Genomic DNA, 15954 nt, shown 5'->3' with positions numbered 1-15954 from the left:
AACTCGGCCGTGAAACTCCCCAGCGCCAATGGTACTGCATCTTAAGGTGTGGGAGAGTAGGTCGCCGCCAGGCCTGCTAATCGCAGTTTGAAACTCTTCAACATAGCGCTCACGGCCGCATCGGGCTTCGCCCTGGCCTCCCAAATCCAGGTTTTTTGGGGCGGCCAAAAGTGGCCGGCGCGCGCTTGCCTTCGCTGCGCTTCGGAACTCGTGTCCCTTAACAGCGCAGCATCCAAGGCAACAAAATTCCAGGGCATGCCCCAGATGGAGCAGCCCACGCGACGCCCGCAGATCCGAAAGGATCGAGGACGCGCAAAGCAAAAATGACCGGGCAAACAAAGCCCTCGCCGGAAACCTCGGTTCCCGAGCACGCAAAAATAACGCGGGATGGAGCAGTCCGGTAGCTCGTCAGGCTCATAACCTGAAGGTCGCAGGTTCAAATCCTGCTCCCGCAACCACCGAAACTTGAAGGCGCTCGAATGAGCGCCTTTTTGATTCAAGCTCGGTGTTTACACGCTCTATAAACGCCGCCTCCTCCTCATCGGTCTTCAGTGTTCCGGCGGCACACTTCTCCAGATATTCCTGTTTGTATTTCTCAGTCAGGTTGGCTTCTTCTGCGTGCCATGCCTCGAGGGTCGCCAGGATTGTAGCCAGACGACCATGGATCATAAGGTCGACACCCTTGATGGGGTTGGGTGCGATGATGACCTTCTGGATCATCTTCTGGATCAGAGAGAAGAACGGATCCCGATATTGAGGGTCGACCTTCGACATGTCCATCGTCGCCATAGTCTCAAGGGCTGCCACCATCACCTTTGTAACGACGGCTTCCGAGAGTAATTCCACCTCGGTGTCTGCGCTGATCAGGTGTTGCAACTGTTTTTCAAGGGCTGTCTTCTGACTCTCAAGTGACCCAAGCATTTGGGTCAGGGTTGCCAGTCCGGCACCAGCACCGATCGCGATTGCTTCTGCTGTATTTTGGATTTTCTTTTCAACTTTCAAAACTTCGCGTTCGAGCGCGGCGCGCTCGCCAGACTGGTTCGTCGCCGATGCCTTGCGTTGCCTGTTCACCTTGTCCGTGAGGTCGTTCAGATTGGTGATCGAAAACATAGAACGGGGAAATGCCTTTAGGACGCGCTGTTCAAGGTTCTGACGGGTGATGGTTCGAGAATTCTGGCAGCCAAGTTTCTTCTTATGATTGGTGCAGCCGTATCGCTCTTTCGCCATGATGGCGTATGGGCCGCCACACTCCGCACATTCCAGACGCCTGCTGAGCAGGTATTTGGGTCGTTGCTTGGCGTTCAGCGGGTTTGTCAGGCTCTCGTTGTAAGTCGCATTCACGGCGTTTTGCCGTTCCTTGACCCTGTTCCAAAGATCGACGGGTACGATTTCCAGTTCTTCGATCTTGCCGTGGACCCATTGGTCCTTGTCATTCAATCGGGCCTTGCGCGTCTCCGTTTCCGGGTCTTTTGAGAACTTCTGCCGATTCCAGACAATACGTCCGAGATAGAGTTCATTGTTGAGTATGCCGGTTCCTCGACCGATGTGACCGCGTATGGCGGTGTCGCGCCAGAATTTACCGCGAGGGCCGGGGATGCCTTCCTCGTTCAGTTCTGTTGCAATTTTTTGCGGAGACTTTCCGTTCGCATAGTCTTCGAAGATCCGCCGAATGATATTCGCTTGCTCAGGAACGATCTCACGGTAGCCGGGGATACGGTCTCCGTTGGCGTCGTGAATTTGTTTAACCTTGTAGCCGTAGGAGAGGCCACCAGCCAATCGACCTTGCCCAACGGTATAACGCATACCGTCCCGCGTCTTGGCGGCCGTCTGTTTGAGATAGTCCTCCGCGATCGCGGCCCGGATGCCAAATTCCAGCGTGTCGACCTTGCCGGACTGGCTGGTATGCAACTCGACGCCGTGATGCGTCAGGGCCTTGAGGATATGGTGCGAGTGTTCGCCGTCGCGCGACAGCCTGTCCGTTGCCGTGCAGATGGCGACATGGATGTCACCGCGTTTGGCGCGTTCCAGGAACTTGTGAATTCCCGGGCGCTTCTTGAAATACGAACCCGTCGTCGAATAGTCGGAAAACACATTGCCGACAGTCCAACCTTGCCGCTTCGCATATTCCTGGCATGCGCTGATCTGCGCTTCGATGGTTTGTTCGTTCTGTTTTTCGTCGGAATACCGGGCATAGATGATGGCTGTCTTGGTCATGCGTCCGAGGTCCTACTGGGATTTTTGTGATCAGTTTTGCCAGATTGGTTTCTGGTTGTCCGCGGGGTTTTTTCGCGGTTGAAATTTGCGATTCATGCGGCCACGCCGTTCCAGGGAGTAACGTGGGGACGAGTTACACGAACAGAGAACGCCGTTACTCATTGTCTTCGAACTCTGGCTTGCGTTGGAACTCCCAGCCGTTTTCGATTTTCTCGACGAGAGCGTCGATTGCCTGTTCGGTTTCTGCTTTATCAAATCCGCGGTCGACAAGTCTGTCTCTCACCGTGTCCATCATCCTGTCGAAAACTTTCCAGTTTCCTTTGCGAGCGGTTCGCTGTGTGAGCCAGTGGAAGAGTGTGATGGAGATGTCAGCCCGCGATGGGCGTCTTCGTGCCTTTAAGCGTTGACGATAGTCACGTTGCCGTTCGGCTTTCTGAGCCAGGCGCTGTTTGTAAGAAGGGCGTGCAGTCATTTGAATTCCTGTGTTCGTCATTGATTATCGACAGGGGGCAGGGCCAGGTGCCGGAGATTATTTCCGGCACGCGCACCCTGGTCCTGAAGAAACCCAAAAGGGATCAGAGGTGGTTCTTGTTCACCAGCGCGTCTCCGACCTAGGCGGCGTTATTCGCCTTTCTCAACATGAAGTCCGGAAGTCTGAATTGCTCAGCAGCAGCTTTTGTCGCTGCTTCATCAGGCGCTTTGCTTGGCCCCTTCGCAGCACCGCTCTCTCCAGCAGGCTCATCGTCATTGGCCTTTTCGAGATGCGGCTTGGGCTTTGTGTCATTCGAAGCTGGTGGATTGTTCTTTTCCGCGGCCGCTTTGAACAAGTTGTCAATGTCTTCGTCCTGAAGTTTGAGCGACCATTTCATTTGCGGGATTGCCGTGTTGATCAGGTAGTCAGGCAGCGACTTAGACGAGACGTCTTCAACATATTGCAGTGTTCGAAGTAACCCCAGCAATCGTGTCCAGCCGCCGTCATTGTCCGGCTTGTCGAGCGCAAGTTGTCCGATCGCTTCTTGCCCATGATGGTGGCGACGCAACACGCCGATCATGACGTTAAGAAGCTCGTAGGCTTCTTCGCACGGCAATCGAATTTTTTCGCGAAGGTGACTTTTGATGACGGCTCTGTCGCGCAACTTCGGTTCATACGCTTCAACGATGTGCAGCAGGATCTGTTGCAGCAGGTTCTTCAAACGCGCGACCCGCGATCGCTGTTCTTGAGCGGCGTATTTGGCTAGGCCATTCAGGCCGGGGAGGTCTTCCACCGGCAATTCAGTCTCATCTCCTTCGGCTTTGCGTTTGACGATGACGTCGACATCTTTGCCGAGCGGTCTCTCTCCGTCTTCATAAAGCTTCAAGACCGCTTCAACGCTTTCAGCGTCGGCATGCGCAAGTTTGTAAAGGTTCGTTGGCGTCACACCGCAGTCGACACACTTGGCTTTGTATGGCGACAGATTTCGGTGCACTGCCCTCAGTGTACGTCCATGCCGGCTCGTAATCCCGAGCTGAGAAATCAGCCAGCCGTCGCAGGCTTTTTCGTCATCGATGAGTTCGGACGCTTCTTCGAGCAGAGCGCCAAGTGTAAATGTTGCTTCGGTATCTTTCTTACCGAGACGAAGAATGTCCTTGCTGATTGCTTCAATGCGTGCCCTGGCATCACTGGATAATTCTTCAAAATTGACTGCGCGATTTTCTGTTTTCACCTTCAATCTCCTGGCTTGTTGGCGGCTGGTTTTTAGCCGTTTCAATCCAGGCAATAGCTCATCATCGTGATCTTGAAAACAACTGCCTTCGTTCTTGGAGAACGGATTCTGATTTTGAATAAGTCATATTTTACAATAATATAAAGACTTTTGATCTCGCGAGACCATCTCACGCTCGCGTCGACGAATCCTTACAGCGAATTGGGCCGACAAGCCCTCCGCAAGGATTCATTTTTTGGTGCTATTTGAGCTCAAAGTGAGGGAATGCAATGACCAGGAAAGCATGCATCCGAAATGGCGCAAGGATTCGCGAAGAACGAGCGCGCGCACTGTTGAATCCTTGTGCGAATCCTTATCCCCCAAATTAACAATCGTTAACAGTGACGCCACTGATGAAACCTAGGCCTAAGAAAGATTTTTTTACGCCTTATCAGCTTTTCGATTTCACCAACTTGCCGTGCTTATCGAGACCAGCACCAAGCCCAAGTTCTCTGCGACGGGCAAAGAACTGCTCCTCCTCTTGGCCCGGATGCATCATCCGTTCCGTGAAATCGTCCAACCATTGCTCTGTTGCATCTACCTTGTTCGTGGTGGTTTTGTTCCGTCCTGCGGGAACCGCAACTACTTCAGTGTCTAGCGGTTCTTTGACGTCCCTCTCATTGGCCATGTTTTTTGAACTTCCATGCGTGCTTTGAAGCGATCACTGGATCGTAGATTGCTCACTGTACTTTCTCAAACGAGATCTTCAGTTCGCCTGCTGAGGCACGCAGCCATACCGTCAGTTGGACCGACTGGCGGCTCGGCATTGGCATGTCGGCCATTCAGCAAGTTGGGACCAGATCCCGAAAGCTGCCATTCATTCCGAATGAGGCGAAAGTGAATTGTGGGCCGGAATCTTCACTACAACTAGGGTCGATGAATCTCAGCTTTTCGCAATTGGATCGCATAAGCGGGAAGTCTTTTCACGTCCCATATTTGGCAATTCCTCCAGACCGCGGCCAATATCGGCAAATGCCTGCTGACGTCTATTCGTGTTGGTACCGCAATTCGCGGAAATTATTTCCGAATTGATGGTGTGGCTGGTTCAATGGAACACCGTTCGCCCATGTAACGCCTGCTCAATCAATTGAATTGCAAGTCTTGGGAACGGCGTTTCTCGCTGTAACGCCAAACACTTGCTTTGAATCGCAAAACTATGGATCAGAATCGAAAAAGCGTAACTTGCGACACGTCTATCCAGGTCGCTGGCAGCTTGATTCACACCGCGTCGCCTTGCTCGCGACGGATTTCAGTCAGAGCCCGTGTCTCCTTCATCATCCTTATGTCCGAAGGGATCGGGTTTGGCGTCACATGAATGCCAATGCCAGCCAAGCACTGTCTTAGATCTTTGCGCCGGACGTTCGGAGAACGCTTCCGCGTGAGCTGTCATGTTCAAAAACGATGTCCAATTCTTCCGCGCTTCCAGCGAGCTGTGGCGAGGCTGCGGACACTTTAATAGGTTTCACACGTCGTGTTTCTCGCTAGGCTGCAAAAGCCATATGTTTTTCAGCGTCCAGAGCCTGAGCACTACCGGACACAGGAGTGAAGAATGCCCAAGGAAAAAGTCACGGTCTTTACGGCAAAGAAATTCCGCACCATGGACCCTGGACGCCCAATTGTGGACGCTGTCGCTGTTTTAAACGGTCGCATTCTTTCGCTCGGCACCATGGAAACAATGCAGCCGTGGTTGTCGCGATACGAGGTGACAGTCGATGACACCCTCAAGGATAAGGTCGTTCTTCCCGGTTTGATCGAGCCGCATTCTCATTGCTGGATGTCGGCCGGTTTCATGGCCGTAGACTACATCGGTCCGCTGCCCTGGCCTGGTTTGAATGGCATGAACCCGGCCCATCCAAAGTATGATGACGTCATTGAATACCTTGGCGAACTCGACAAGACCAAGAAAGAAGGCGAGCCGATCGTTGCTTGGGGCTTCGATCCCGCGAACCAGGGCGGTTCGATCGATCGCGACACTCTCGACAAGATCACGGCCACCCGACCCATCTTTATATTGGGTTTTGCCCCGCACTTCGCCTACCTGAACTCGGCGGCCATTGAAATGGCGAAAGTGCCGGACGGGGCAAACCCAACGCACATTCTTCAATATCCGGACGGACGCCTCAATGGCGTTTTCACCGAGGTGGAAGGCGTTTCGCTTGCCATTCAACCAATCTTGCCACTGATCGCAAAGCTTGGCGGTGTCGATGGGCTCAAGTTTTTTGGAGGTATCGCCCTCAAAGCCGGCATCACAACCATTGCCGACTTGATGTTTGGTGTCATGAACATCGACGCTGAGCTTCACGATCATTTGGCAGCAACAGAAGACCCAGAGCTACCGGTCCGCTTCTGCCTAAAGCCACATGCCATGTCCTTCGTGGGCGCACATGGGGACAAGGCGTCCGATGCAGTTTGGGATCTCGCCAAACATGACAAGGAAAACCTGTTCATCCGAGGTGTGAAATTCCTCAGTGACGGCTCCTTTCCGCTCATGGGGTCGCTCGTCAATTTCCCGGGCTACCTCGACGGAGGCAATGGTTTTCCAAATGATGCGACCTATGAGGGGATGCTGCCCTATTGGAAAGGGGGACATCAAATCCATTGCCATGCAAATGGTGATCAGGCGGTTGATTTCACGCTTGACTTGCTCGCGCGACTTCAGGTGGAGCATCCCCGCTTCGACCACAGGTTCACCATCGAACATTACGCAATGAGTAACCCGATGCAGGCTCGGCGGCTAAAAGCCTTGGGTGGTATTGCCAGTGTGAACAACTACTTTTCGCATTTCCGGGCGCTTCTGCACTCTGAAAATGCGTATGGCCCCGACCGTGCGCAAACGGAAGCCAGACTGGCCACACTCGAGCGAGAAGGCGTGATCTTCGCCCTACATTCGGACTATCCGCAGGTGGTCGTGCCGATGCACCCGCTCACGGCGGTCTATGCCGCTGTGACCAGGCTCGCTGAGGATGAGAAAACCGTCGTGGCTGAGCACGAGAAAATCGGTGTTGAACGCGCCTTGCGCGCTGTCACGATTGATGCCGCCTACATTCTCAATCTGGAGAACGAAATCGGCAGCCTAGAGGTGGGCAAGTTCGCTGATTTCTGTGTTCTTGAGGCAGATCCGCTGGAAGTCGCTCCCGAGACCATCAAGGACATTCCGATTTGGGGAACGGTATTGGGCGGAAGAATTATCGAGGCGCCGAATGACTGACAACACAGCACGGCCCGACAGTTCTTTCGATCTCCAGGCGAAAGACCCACTGATGCATGCATTGGAGCAGCGTCAAACCATGGCTGGTTTGATCTTTGCAGCCATGTCGATGCCGCGGACATTAGCAGCACCGGAGCGCTCCTTGCCTCTGACTATCATTGGCGGCTTTCTTGGTGCTGGCAAGACGACCTTGCTCAACCGGTTGCTATCAGATCCTGGAGGGCGCCGTTTGGTGGTGCTTGTCAATGATTTCGGCAAAATCAACATTGATGCGGCGCTCATCGCGGACCAGACAGACGATACGATTAATTTGACCAATGGCTGTGCTTGCTGTGCAGTCTCGAGCGATTTGTCGAAATCACTGGTCGAGATTACCCAGAGGGATGACCGACCTGATGCTGTCATTCTCGAAACCAGCGGTGTCGCCGACCCCGGCGCTATTGGTCAGATCGCGCTCGCAAATGGGTCTATCCGGCTTGACGGCATCCTCACAGTGGTGGACGCCGAAACGCTCCCGGACCGGGCCGCGGACCCGGTAACGCGGCATCTGTTCAATGATCAAATGTCGTCAGCGGATATGATCCTGCTGAGCAAAACCGATCTCGTTGATCATACCGGTCGCGCCGCCGCTCAAGACTGGTTGGAGCGGCAGTTTCCGAAAAAAACTGTTCTGAAATCCGTGGAAGGCAGCGTACCAACAGAAGTGGTTTTGGGCATCGGCGCGGAACATGACATCGTGAATGCAACGATTGATCACGGCAGCCAAGGCACCATAGGTCACGGCTTCGAAAGCGTGAGCATCGAAATTGGTGAACCATTGGACGAAGCAGCAGTTCGTGCATTTTTGTCTGATCTGCCGGACAACATTATGCGGGCCAAAGGATTTGTCAGCCTGGCGCAGGCTCCTGACCGCAGAACGATCTTTCAGCGTGTCGGCAGGCGCTGGTCATTGGCACAAGACAATATGTGGCCTAAAGAGGAACGCCGTACCAGCCTCGTATTTATTGGTCCGCATGGTGCGCTGGATCGAGACAGGTTGCTGGCGGAACTGAAAGACTGTGTGGAAGACTGAAACACAGTAAAGGAGCACTGACGATGCTATCGCCACGCCTCTTTGCTCCCTCAAGTGATGTCTACAGGAGCGAAGACTTCGGATTGAACGACTTTCGCAACGTAGTGACCGAGATCCTCCATTTGTTTCGCGCGCACGGGACTGGCGATCCAGTCATGCCAACCCTGCTCCTCTGACCAATCGCATTCCACGTTCAGTCGGTCGGGGTTGATGTCGGACGCCCAGACGCGACCGGACACAAAAGCCGGGATCGCGTCAGCGCATTCGCTGATGATGCCCCGGTCGATGAAGGCTTTTATCGCCTCGTCGCGCTTTCCCGGGGTTACGTCGACAACAAGTATGGATCGATGTGCCATTGTTGGCCTCCATTCTCCTTTATCCAACCCTGAGGCTAATCGCCAATGATGGGTGTTGACCAAAAAACGATGTCCAATTCTTCCGCTCAAGCTATGGGCCAACCCGCAAAAACTACCAACTTCTCAGGGCATGTGTAAGGCTTGTTCGGATAGCTGACTAAAGCGCGTCTGAACTTCCATTTTGCGCCGCGTTGTGATGCAGTGTTGGTCGAAAAGGCTGGCGGCCTGCAAATCTTTTGGCGTTGGTGAATGGCTGGCAAATGGACTTGGAAATTTGACAGATTATTTGAGAGTTCAGTCTGCCTTCAAGCTCGCATTGGCACTCGTGTTGGCGTACTGGATCGCGCTGGCAAACGATTGGGACAAGCCCTATTGGGCGGGCATCGCAATTGTCGCCTGTTCGCTGACCAGTTTCGGAGAATCCATCTACAAGGGCTTGCTTCGCCTCGGTGGCACCACCCTAGCGATCGTGGTTTCTATTCTCCTGCTGGCGTTTTTTGGGCAAGAGCGTTGGCTGTTTGTAGCCGGTGTCGCTGGCTGGCTGGCGATTTGCTGCTACATGATGTTCGTGACGTCGCGCCCGTATTTTTGGCAAACGGCTGCTTTTGTGGTCCCGATCCTTGTCGTTGGCGGTGGCGATAATCCCGTGAACGACTTCACGGTTTTTATTTTGCGCGCGCAGCAGACGGTTCTGGGGATTCTTTGCTTCAGCCTGGTCTATGCCATCTTGTGGCCGGTAAGCAGCCGCCAGTTGTTTGAAGACGGCCTTCGCAAATCCATCCTCCTGCATAAGCGCTTGCTCTCGGCGTCGCTGGATTTGCTTGATGGAAAGCAAGCGTTGGAAGATGTTCCCAAACTGCGCATTGAGGCCGCAGAACAGCAGGCAGTGGTTGAGAGCTTGTTTGATGCGGCGGTGATCGACAGTTTCGATGTACGGGACAACCGCGAGAGCTGGCGCCTCATATTGGCGAATATGGCGGCCCTCGACCGGGTGCTGCAACGCCTCTGCCTAGAAGTCCATGACGTCAAAGACCAGAACAAAACGGATGAAGTGCAGCTGCTGCGCGACGCGATACTCGAAACAGATGCGCGACTGAGCGATGTGGAGGCCATGCTGACCGGCCGCTCCCCGAGACCCGGGAACCAGGCATTGCAGCTGCCCTCCTGGGATCAGGCGCTTGCCGGCAAGACCCATTTCGAACGGGCCGCGATGTCGGTCGCGCTCAACAACGCAAACCGTGGCTTGAGAATTGCGGCGCGCTTGCAGGATCACATGTTGGCTCTGCGTGAGCCTTCAGCGCCGAAAGCAAGGACAGCCGCGAAGGACCACAAATTGGTGCCGTCACCGATCCATCTTCTTAACTCGGACATGTGGATTGCGTTGGTTCGCGTTCAGGTTATTTTTCTTAGCGCCGTCCTGTGCGTGTTCTTCATTCCCGGGTTTCCGAATGAAGCGATCGTCATCCCGATCGGCGTCTCCATTGCAATGAGTCTCGTCACGAAACCGCAGGCGTCCGTTTCGCTGTTAATGGTGGTGGCGTTGGTGCTGATCGTTTTGGTTGGCGTTGTACACATTGTCGCGTTGCCGTCGTTGACGACGTTCTGGCAACTTGCGCTTCTGATTTTTGCGACCGCCTTTCTCATTGCCTACTACACGGACAAGCCCGAGCAGATGGTTTTGCGCTTCGCAGGACTCAATCTGTTTCTCGTCGGTTTGCAGACCGACAACCATCAACAATACAGCTTTCTGTTTTTCGCGGTCATGGCCATCGGCCTGTTTTGTGTGCTCACCATCATCGAGATGACGCGCTATTTCCCGATTTCCCTGCGGCCCGAACGCCGGACGGAAGCTCTGATAAAACGTTTCTTCGCAAGTTCCGACTTCGTCTTGCGAAACAGCTTGTCCTATGACGCAAGTCCGCCAGGCTGGCTCAGAAGACTGCTGCTCCGACATCATCTGTCGGAGATCGATACCATTCCCGGCAAACTCGTTCCCTGGCTTGCGGCAATTCCCGACGCGGCGAAGACCCACGGACACGAACAGGATACGCTTCAGATTGCCGCTAGCCTTGAAGCTTTGAGCAGCCGTGTGCTCGAGTTTGTTGATGCCCGGCAATTGCCGCAAGCAGCACCACTCGCCGACCGTGGAAGGTCTGCCTTTCGGGATTGGCGTCTTGCCGTGGCAGGTGTCGCTTCGGAGCTCGTCTCCGACCCCGGAGCTATTGCCGCAACTGATCTGGAAAAACGGCTGCGCAGCGGCATGGCCTCGCTTGAAGACAAGATTGAAACGGTCTTGAACGAGACCGAGGATGCAGCACTGGAACCGGCGGATTATGGAAGAATGTATCGTATTCTCGGCGCCTATCGCGGCGTTGCCGAAGGCGTTCTGGGTTATACGCGGCGCGCCGCTATGATCGATTGGCCACAGCTGCGTGAGTCACGCTTTTGACATCGAGGTGAAGGATGCTTCCAATTCCCAGCGAGTTCAACTTTTTCGGCGTATATCTCTCGCCTACGCTGGTTGCCGTCTTTCTGGCTGTCATCTTGGCAATGATCACGGCCAGGGTATTGAACCGTTACCGCTTGTCACGGTTTGTCGCGCAGCCAGCTTTGGTTTTTGTCGCCATTGTTGCGATCTATTCCACGATTATCGGCACCTTTCTGATCCCGGCTTGATCTCATGAAACTCAATATCAAACTCCTCGTAACAGCATTGATCGTCCTGGCCGCCGTCACGGCTGTCGGCCTCAAATATGCAAACTACATTTCAAATCCCTGGACACGAAACGGACAGGTCCGTGCCAACGTGCTCGAGGTGGCGCCAAGGGTTTCGGGGCCGATCATCGACTTGCCCATCCGCGACAACCAGTTTGTGTCGGCGGGAGATTTGCTGTTTGAGATTGATCCGCGCACATATGAAGCTGCTTTTGCGCAAGCTCAGGCGCGGCTTGATGAAACGATCGACGAACTTGCAGCGCTCGATAAGCAGATCGAGGCGGGAGAGGCGAGTGTTCGTCAGGCAGAAACTGCTATTGAGCAGGCCCAGTCGCAGTTAACCTCCGCAACAGCGCAGCTCACAAATGATCAGCGCCAATATGACCGAGCTCAGCAACTGGTTCAGGACGATCGCATTTCCCAGGCCCAATTTGACGAGTATCAGAGAAACCTTGATGTCTCGGAGGCGAATTTGGAGCAGGCGAAAAGTGCGATTGCGCAGGCCAACGCGGCACTTGTTCAATCGCAGGCGGGTTTGGCAAGTACCGTCGCAAGCCGTGGGGCGTTGGGGGAAGATAACTCCCGGCTGCGCGAGGCGCGAGCAACTCTGGAAACCGCGCGGCTCAATCTCGAATTCACCAAGGTTCGTGCCTCTGTCGATGGCCACGTCGCAAACCTGACCCTGCGTCTTGGCAGCCAGGCCGTTGCCAACCAGCCGATGCTGGCGCTAATCGATGCAAACAGTTACTGGATCGATGCCTATTTCAAGGAAACCAATGTTGCCGATATTGCCCCCGGGAACAGGGCGGCCATAACGCTCATGTCGTTTCCGGATAGGGTCATTCCTGGCTCTGTCGACAGCATCGGTCGCGGGATTGCGGCAGACGAGGGCAGCACAGGTGTGAATCTGTTACCGAAGGTTAATCCGACCTTTGAATGGATCCGGTTGGCACAGCGCGTTCCGGTGCGCATTGAAATAGGCGATTTGCCTGAAGGCGTGGAGCTGCTGGTCGGCACCACGGCCTCTGTCCTCGTGATGACCGGCACGACCGCATCGGAAGGCGATGGAGACCTTCCTCCTCCAGCACCGTCTATCCTTCAGTAAACACGTGTCTTGCGCCAGGACGTGTTGTCAGCTCCGCCGAAGGGAACGGAGAAGCTGATCGTTTTGACGATCGGCTATTCCTGGCAGGGCGTTAATCAGGCTTCTTGTCTTCTTCAGAAGTGTTCTCTGCCGGTGTTTCATCATCACTCGGCGAAGCATCGGCTGGGGCCTCGTCGGCGGAAAGCCGTTCTTCAACGGCGATGAGCTCTTCATCCGGACCATTGAACTCCGGCGACCCTGGCGGGGGATACCGCAAGCTCTCCTCCAGGCGTTCGCGTTCCTTGGCGGAAAAATTCGGGAAAGGAAGCTCCCGCTTCCGCCGCCAACGGCCGACCTCCGCGGAAGCTCGTTTTGAAGTCTCCTTGTCGAGTCCTTCGTCGCGCGAAACATAAAGCCTCTGGCTTGGAAAGGCGAAAGCGGTGCCGGAGGCTTCGACAATCTCTTTGATCCGGAAGAAAACATCTTCCTGGATCGCGTAGAAATCGTTCCATTCGCGCGTTTGCGCGTAGACGCGGACGTCCAGATTAAGTGAAGATTCCCCGTAGCCGATGAAACGCACCCGCGCGGTTTCTGTGGTGATCCGGGGATGCCCGTGCATCATCGCGCGTATCTTGGCTAGCACGTATCGCAACTGGTCTGTGTCGGTCTCATACCGCAGACCGATGGTCGTGCGGATCAGCATCTCATCGCAGCGCGCCCAGTTCATGAGCTCCATGTCGACGAACTTGGAGTTGGGGATTGCGATCGTTGTTCGATCGAGACCCCGAATATGCGTTGAGCGGACGCCAATGCTCTCAACGGTGCCTTCCTGGCCCGCGAAGGAACAATAGTCACCGACCTTCACGGCCTTTTCCATGTAGATCACAAAGCCGCTTATCAGGTTTTCAAGTGTCGGGCGGATGGCGAGTGCGACCGCGAGACCGCCAACACCCAGGCCGGCAAGAAGGCTAAGCAACGGAAGGCCCAAGGTCTGTGCCCCATAAGCGAGGATCCACACTGCGCCAATCAGGGCGATGATGTGGTTGAGCAGACGCATCATGCTCTCTTCTATGTGCCGGACAGGCCCGTCCTTCCTCTCCGCCAACAGGTCCGACAGAAATGACATGAAACACCAAAAGGTCCAGGCAAGAGCACAGTAAATCGCAATGGTGGCGAGGAACGTCTCGGTGAGCGCCGCAGAGCCGGTCAGGAACAGTTGTTCGTTGAAGTACTTGTTCATCACCAGAACAACGACAAGTGTTGCACCGGACAGCAGCAGGCCGCGCGTTGAGGCTTGCAGTTTGCCTTGGGCAGTTTTGTTTCTCAAAAAGGAGCGCCAACCCAAAAGAATGCCAATCGCAATGAAAACGGAAACAACCGCGAAGACCGATTTCCAAAGCGGCGTGCCCCAGACAATATCGCGCATGAAGGAGGGCAATGATCCATCGCTCAGGACAGGCACCAGGGGGCCGCTCAGCTGCAAGAACCGCATGCTCCACAATTGATCGAGGCGTTCCGGTGACTGCGTGGCAATCTCTCGCAGGAAGCGCGGTGCAATCGTCGTGGAGTTTGCGGAAAAAAGAAATTCTCCTTCGCGCGGCCCTTCGCTCACGCGCTGCACCAGCAACGGTGTTCCCGGAACAGGAAATGTGGTTTCGTCGTCGGTCTGGACGGCTTCCCTGTCTGGCAAGGAGGCGAGATCCGCTTCATCGACTTCACCGATGATGTCCAGCAGCGCAAGGGCCGTGCGGACGCTGGCATCCCGACGGGACGCAAGATTTTCCTGAGACAGATTCAAAAGAGAAATCAGGGCGCTTGAAATGAGATTGAGGCGTTCGTATTCGTGCGCAGACCGATTTATCCGGTATCGCTGGTAGCTAGCGATGAGCGCGTTCCGCAGGTTCTGCATCGTCTTCAGCGTGTCATAGGGCGAGTGTGTCAGCACGGGCGGCAAGGTTTCAAAGGATTCGACATCCTCAGAAATCGCCTGCGCACGTGCTTGGGCGCCAACCACGATACAGCCAACTAGAGCTATCAGTATTGCCAGGAACCTAAAGCGCTCCGGCTCAAAAACGATCCGCATTCCGAAAGCCTACTCAGATATTTGAGGTTCGTGAAGCTTGCGCGTTTCCTCCTTGCGCATATGCTCACACCCTAACCTTGTTCCGCCCGCTTATTGGCAAGAGCGAAAGACGCAACACATCTCGGCCCGGACCTATTGGAACCCTTTAATCCAGACCCGGTTTGAAGCCATTCGTCCGATCAGCATTCCAAGCCCGATGGCAAGGAGGTTGCCGAACAATGGCATCAGATCGGCAACGCCGGTCATCTCACCTGCTGAGATCCAGGTCTCAACTTCTCGGATGCCGTGAGAACCTGGCGATAAGGCAAAAACAACAGGGACCATAAGAACGATCGTCGGTACAGCGCGGTGTTTTTCAGACATCCAGACGCTGACATACATGCAGACCGCAGAGGCCACGAGTGTCGCCAAGATCTCGTTTGCCAAAACGGAAACGACCTGAGCAGTCGCTGTCGCTAGAAGCAAGACGATGAGGGCGGGCACGAAATGGGCCTTGTCCATCTGAAACGCCCACATGATCCCCAGCAGAAAAAAGACACGTGCCGGATAAACCGCCCACCAGGGAAAGGCCTCGCCGACAGGTGCTCCAGGCGTGAGGGCCTCCAACGGTGTCGATGTGATCACCGACGCGAAATAGGCGCCCGAGGCGAGCAAAACCAGAATGAACACAGAGTAGAAAAACCGGTCAGAGGCCGCGGACCATTTGCCCTGCGCAAGTTCGTAGGCCTGCATGCTGATGGAGTCGCCGGGGATGAACACGAAGGTGGAAGCGATCAGCAAAAGCCCTGGTGCCGTGAGGGCGTAACCGGTCTGCCACCCGATCATCGCGATCACGCCACTCGCAAAGCCGGCGATCAACGGTCCAAGGCGTGCAAGTTGCGGGTTGCGGTCGACCGCCAGGAAGACCACACCGGTTGCCATGGCGGTCAGGCAGGCAAACAGGATGCCTTCCCAGGTGCCCACGATGTCGACGGCAAATGCAGCCGACACAGTGATGACCCCGAGCCAGACAAGAAAAGCGGAATAGGGCGGCGCGACTGCTTTGAGATCCGCGAGCGACTGTCTTGCTTCGTGCAACTGAAGCTTGCCTTCAAACACGTCGGCGAGATGGTTCTTCAGTTTTGATGTTTTGGTAAGCGCAGGAAAGCCGGGCATGCCGACCTTGACGACCGAGACTTTGCCGCCAAAGTCGAGCAGTGCGGATTCTGCCTCATACACCACGGTGGCCTTGTTGCCGCTATAGGTCTCGGCCACCTTCTCCACGATCTCCTCGAAGCCGACGACACCTTCCCAGCTCCAATCGAGCAGGAGTTGCATCAGCTCCAGCAGATAGGCGCGCACCTCCTCGTCATTTACCTGAAGAGCTTTTGAGACCTCCGGCATTCTTTTCTCCTCTTGTCGGGAGACTAACAACCAGCCTGGTTGTCTCAAGTCCCGTTGGATCGCCGCGCACCGCAGTCCGGCGATAAGTAATGACATC

12 protein-coding genes and 1 tRNA gene are annotated in these 15954 nt (G+C 54.9%); 6 read left to right on the top strand and 7 right to left on the bottom strand.

Annotated elements, in window-relative coordinates; all coding sequences use genetic code 11:
• Positions 1–381: 381 nt before the first annotated feature.
• Positions 382–458 (top strand) — tRNA-Met (locus Q0915_RS27320).
• On the opposite strand, the gene Q0915_RS32140 is transcribed toward Q0915_RS27320, so the two are convergent.
• The 4 genes from Q0915_RS32140 to Q0915_RS27300 form a co-directional block, all read right to left on the bottom strand.
• On the bottom strand, positions 415–2214 hold the full coding sequence (locus Q0915_RS32140) for a recombinase family protein (RefSeq protein ID WP_366525347.1): 1800 nt from the start codon (positions 2212–2214) through the stop codon (positions 415–417). The two genes, Q0915_RS27320 and Q0915_RS32140, sit on opposite strands and share 44 nt — an antisense overlap.
• 154 nt (positions 2215–2368) lie before the next feature.
• The gene (locus Q0915_RS27310) at positions 2369–2686 is read right to left on the bottom strand and encodes a hypothetical protein (RefSeq protein WP_299482183.1); all 318 of its coding nucleotides are present in this window, start codon (positions 2684–2686) and stop codon (positions 2369–2371) included.
• A gap of 139 nt (positions 2687–2825) precedes the next feature.
• Positions 2826–3917 carry a hypothetical protein gene (locus Q0915_RS27305; RefSeq protein ID WP_299482186.1) on the bottom strand — a complete coding sequence of 364 codons (1092 nt, stop codon included), beginning with the start codon at positions 3915–3917 and terminating at the stop codon, positions 2826–2828.
• Positions 3918–4347: 430 nt separating this feature from the next.
• A complete protein-coding gene (locus tag Q0915_RS27300; RefSeq protein ID WP_299482189.1) occupies positions 4348–4584 on the bottom strand; it encodes a hypothetical protein in 237 nt (78 codons plus the stop codon).
• A 921-nt stretch (positions 4585–5505) separates the two neighbouring features.
• On the opposite strand from Q0915_RS27300, the gene Q0915_RS27295 reads away from it, so the two are divergent.
• Both Q0915_RS27295 and Q0915_RS27290 read left to right on the top strand, forming a co-directional pair.
• Positions 5506–7164 (top strand): amidohydrolase, encoded by a 1659-nt coding sequence (locus Q0915_RS27295; RefSeq protein WP_299482192.1) that lies wholly within the window; start codon positions 5506–5508, stop codon positions 7162–7164.
• Entirely contained in the window at positions 7157–8236 is a 1080-nt protein-coding gene (locus tag Q0915_RS27290) for a GTP-binding protein (RefSeq protein ID WP_299482195.1), read from the top strand. The genes Q0915_RS27295 and Q0915_RS27290 overlap by 8 nt, the downstream gene beginning before the upstream one ends.
• A gap of 50 nt (positions 8237–8286) precedes the next feature.
• Here the strand turns inward: Q0915_RS27290 and Q0915_RS27285 are convergent, their stop codons facing one another.
• On the bottom strand, positions 8287–8592 hold the full coding sequence (locus Q0915_RS27285) for a hypothetical protein (RefSeq protein ID WP_299482197.1): 306 nt from the start codon (positions 8590–8592) through the stop codon (positions 8287–8289).
• A 274-nt stretch (positions 8593–8866) separates the two neighbouring features.
• On the opposite strand from Q0915_RS27285, the gene Q0915_RS27280 reads away from it, so the two are divergent.
• The 3 genes from Q0915_RS27280 to Q0915_RS27270 are packed head-to-tail and all read left to right on the top strand — an operon-like array spanning position 8867 to position 12412.
• Positions 8867–11041: an FUSC family protein gene (locus Q0915_RS27280; RefSeq protein ID WP_299482199.1), complete on the top strand. Its 2175-nt coding sequence runs from the start codon at positions 8867–8869 to the stop codon at positions 11039–11041.
• Between the two features lie 14 nt (positions 11042–11055).
• Entirely contained in the window at positions 11056–11268 is a 213-nt protein-coding gene (locus Q0915_RS27275; protein WP_299482201.1) for a DUF1656 domain-containing protein, read from the top strand.
• A gap of 4 nt (positions 11269–11272) precedes the next feature.
• Positions 11273–12412, top strand: coding sequence for an HlyD family secretion protein (locus Q0915_RS27270; RefSeq protein WP_299482204.1), 1140 nt, complete (start codon positions 11273–11275; stop codon positions 12410–12412).
• A 91-nt stretch (positions 12413–12503) separates the two neighbouring features.
• Here Q0915_RS27270 and Q0915_RS27265 read toward each other — a convergent pair whose 3' ends face one another.
• The gene (locus Q0915_RS27265; RefSeq protein WP_299482207.1) at positions 12504–14474 is read right to left on the bottom strand and encodes a mechanosensitive ion channel family protein; all 1971 of its coding nucleotides are present in this window, start codon (positions 14472–14474) and stop codon (positions 12504–12506) included.
• A gap of 132 nt (positions 14475–14606) precedes the next feature.
• Positions 14607–15857 carry a threonine/serine exporter family protein gene (locus Q0915_RS27260; RefSeq protein WP_299482210.1) on the bottom strand — a complete coding sequence of 417 codons (1251 nt, stop codon included), beginning with the start codon at positions 15855–15857 and terminating at the stop codon, positions 14607–14609.
• Positions 15858–15954 lie beyond the last annotated feature (97 nt).

Source organism: uncultured Roseibium sp. (assembly GCF_947494555.1).
Classification (GTDB): Bacteria; Pseudomonadota; Alphaproteobacteria; order Rhizobiales; family Stappiaceae; genus Roseibium.
Note: the sequence above shows the minus strand (reverse complement) of the source record. Positions and strands in the feature narration are given on the sequence as shown.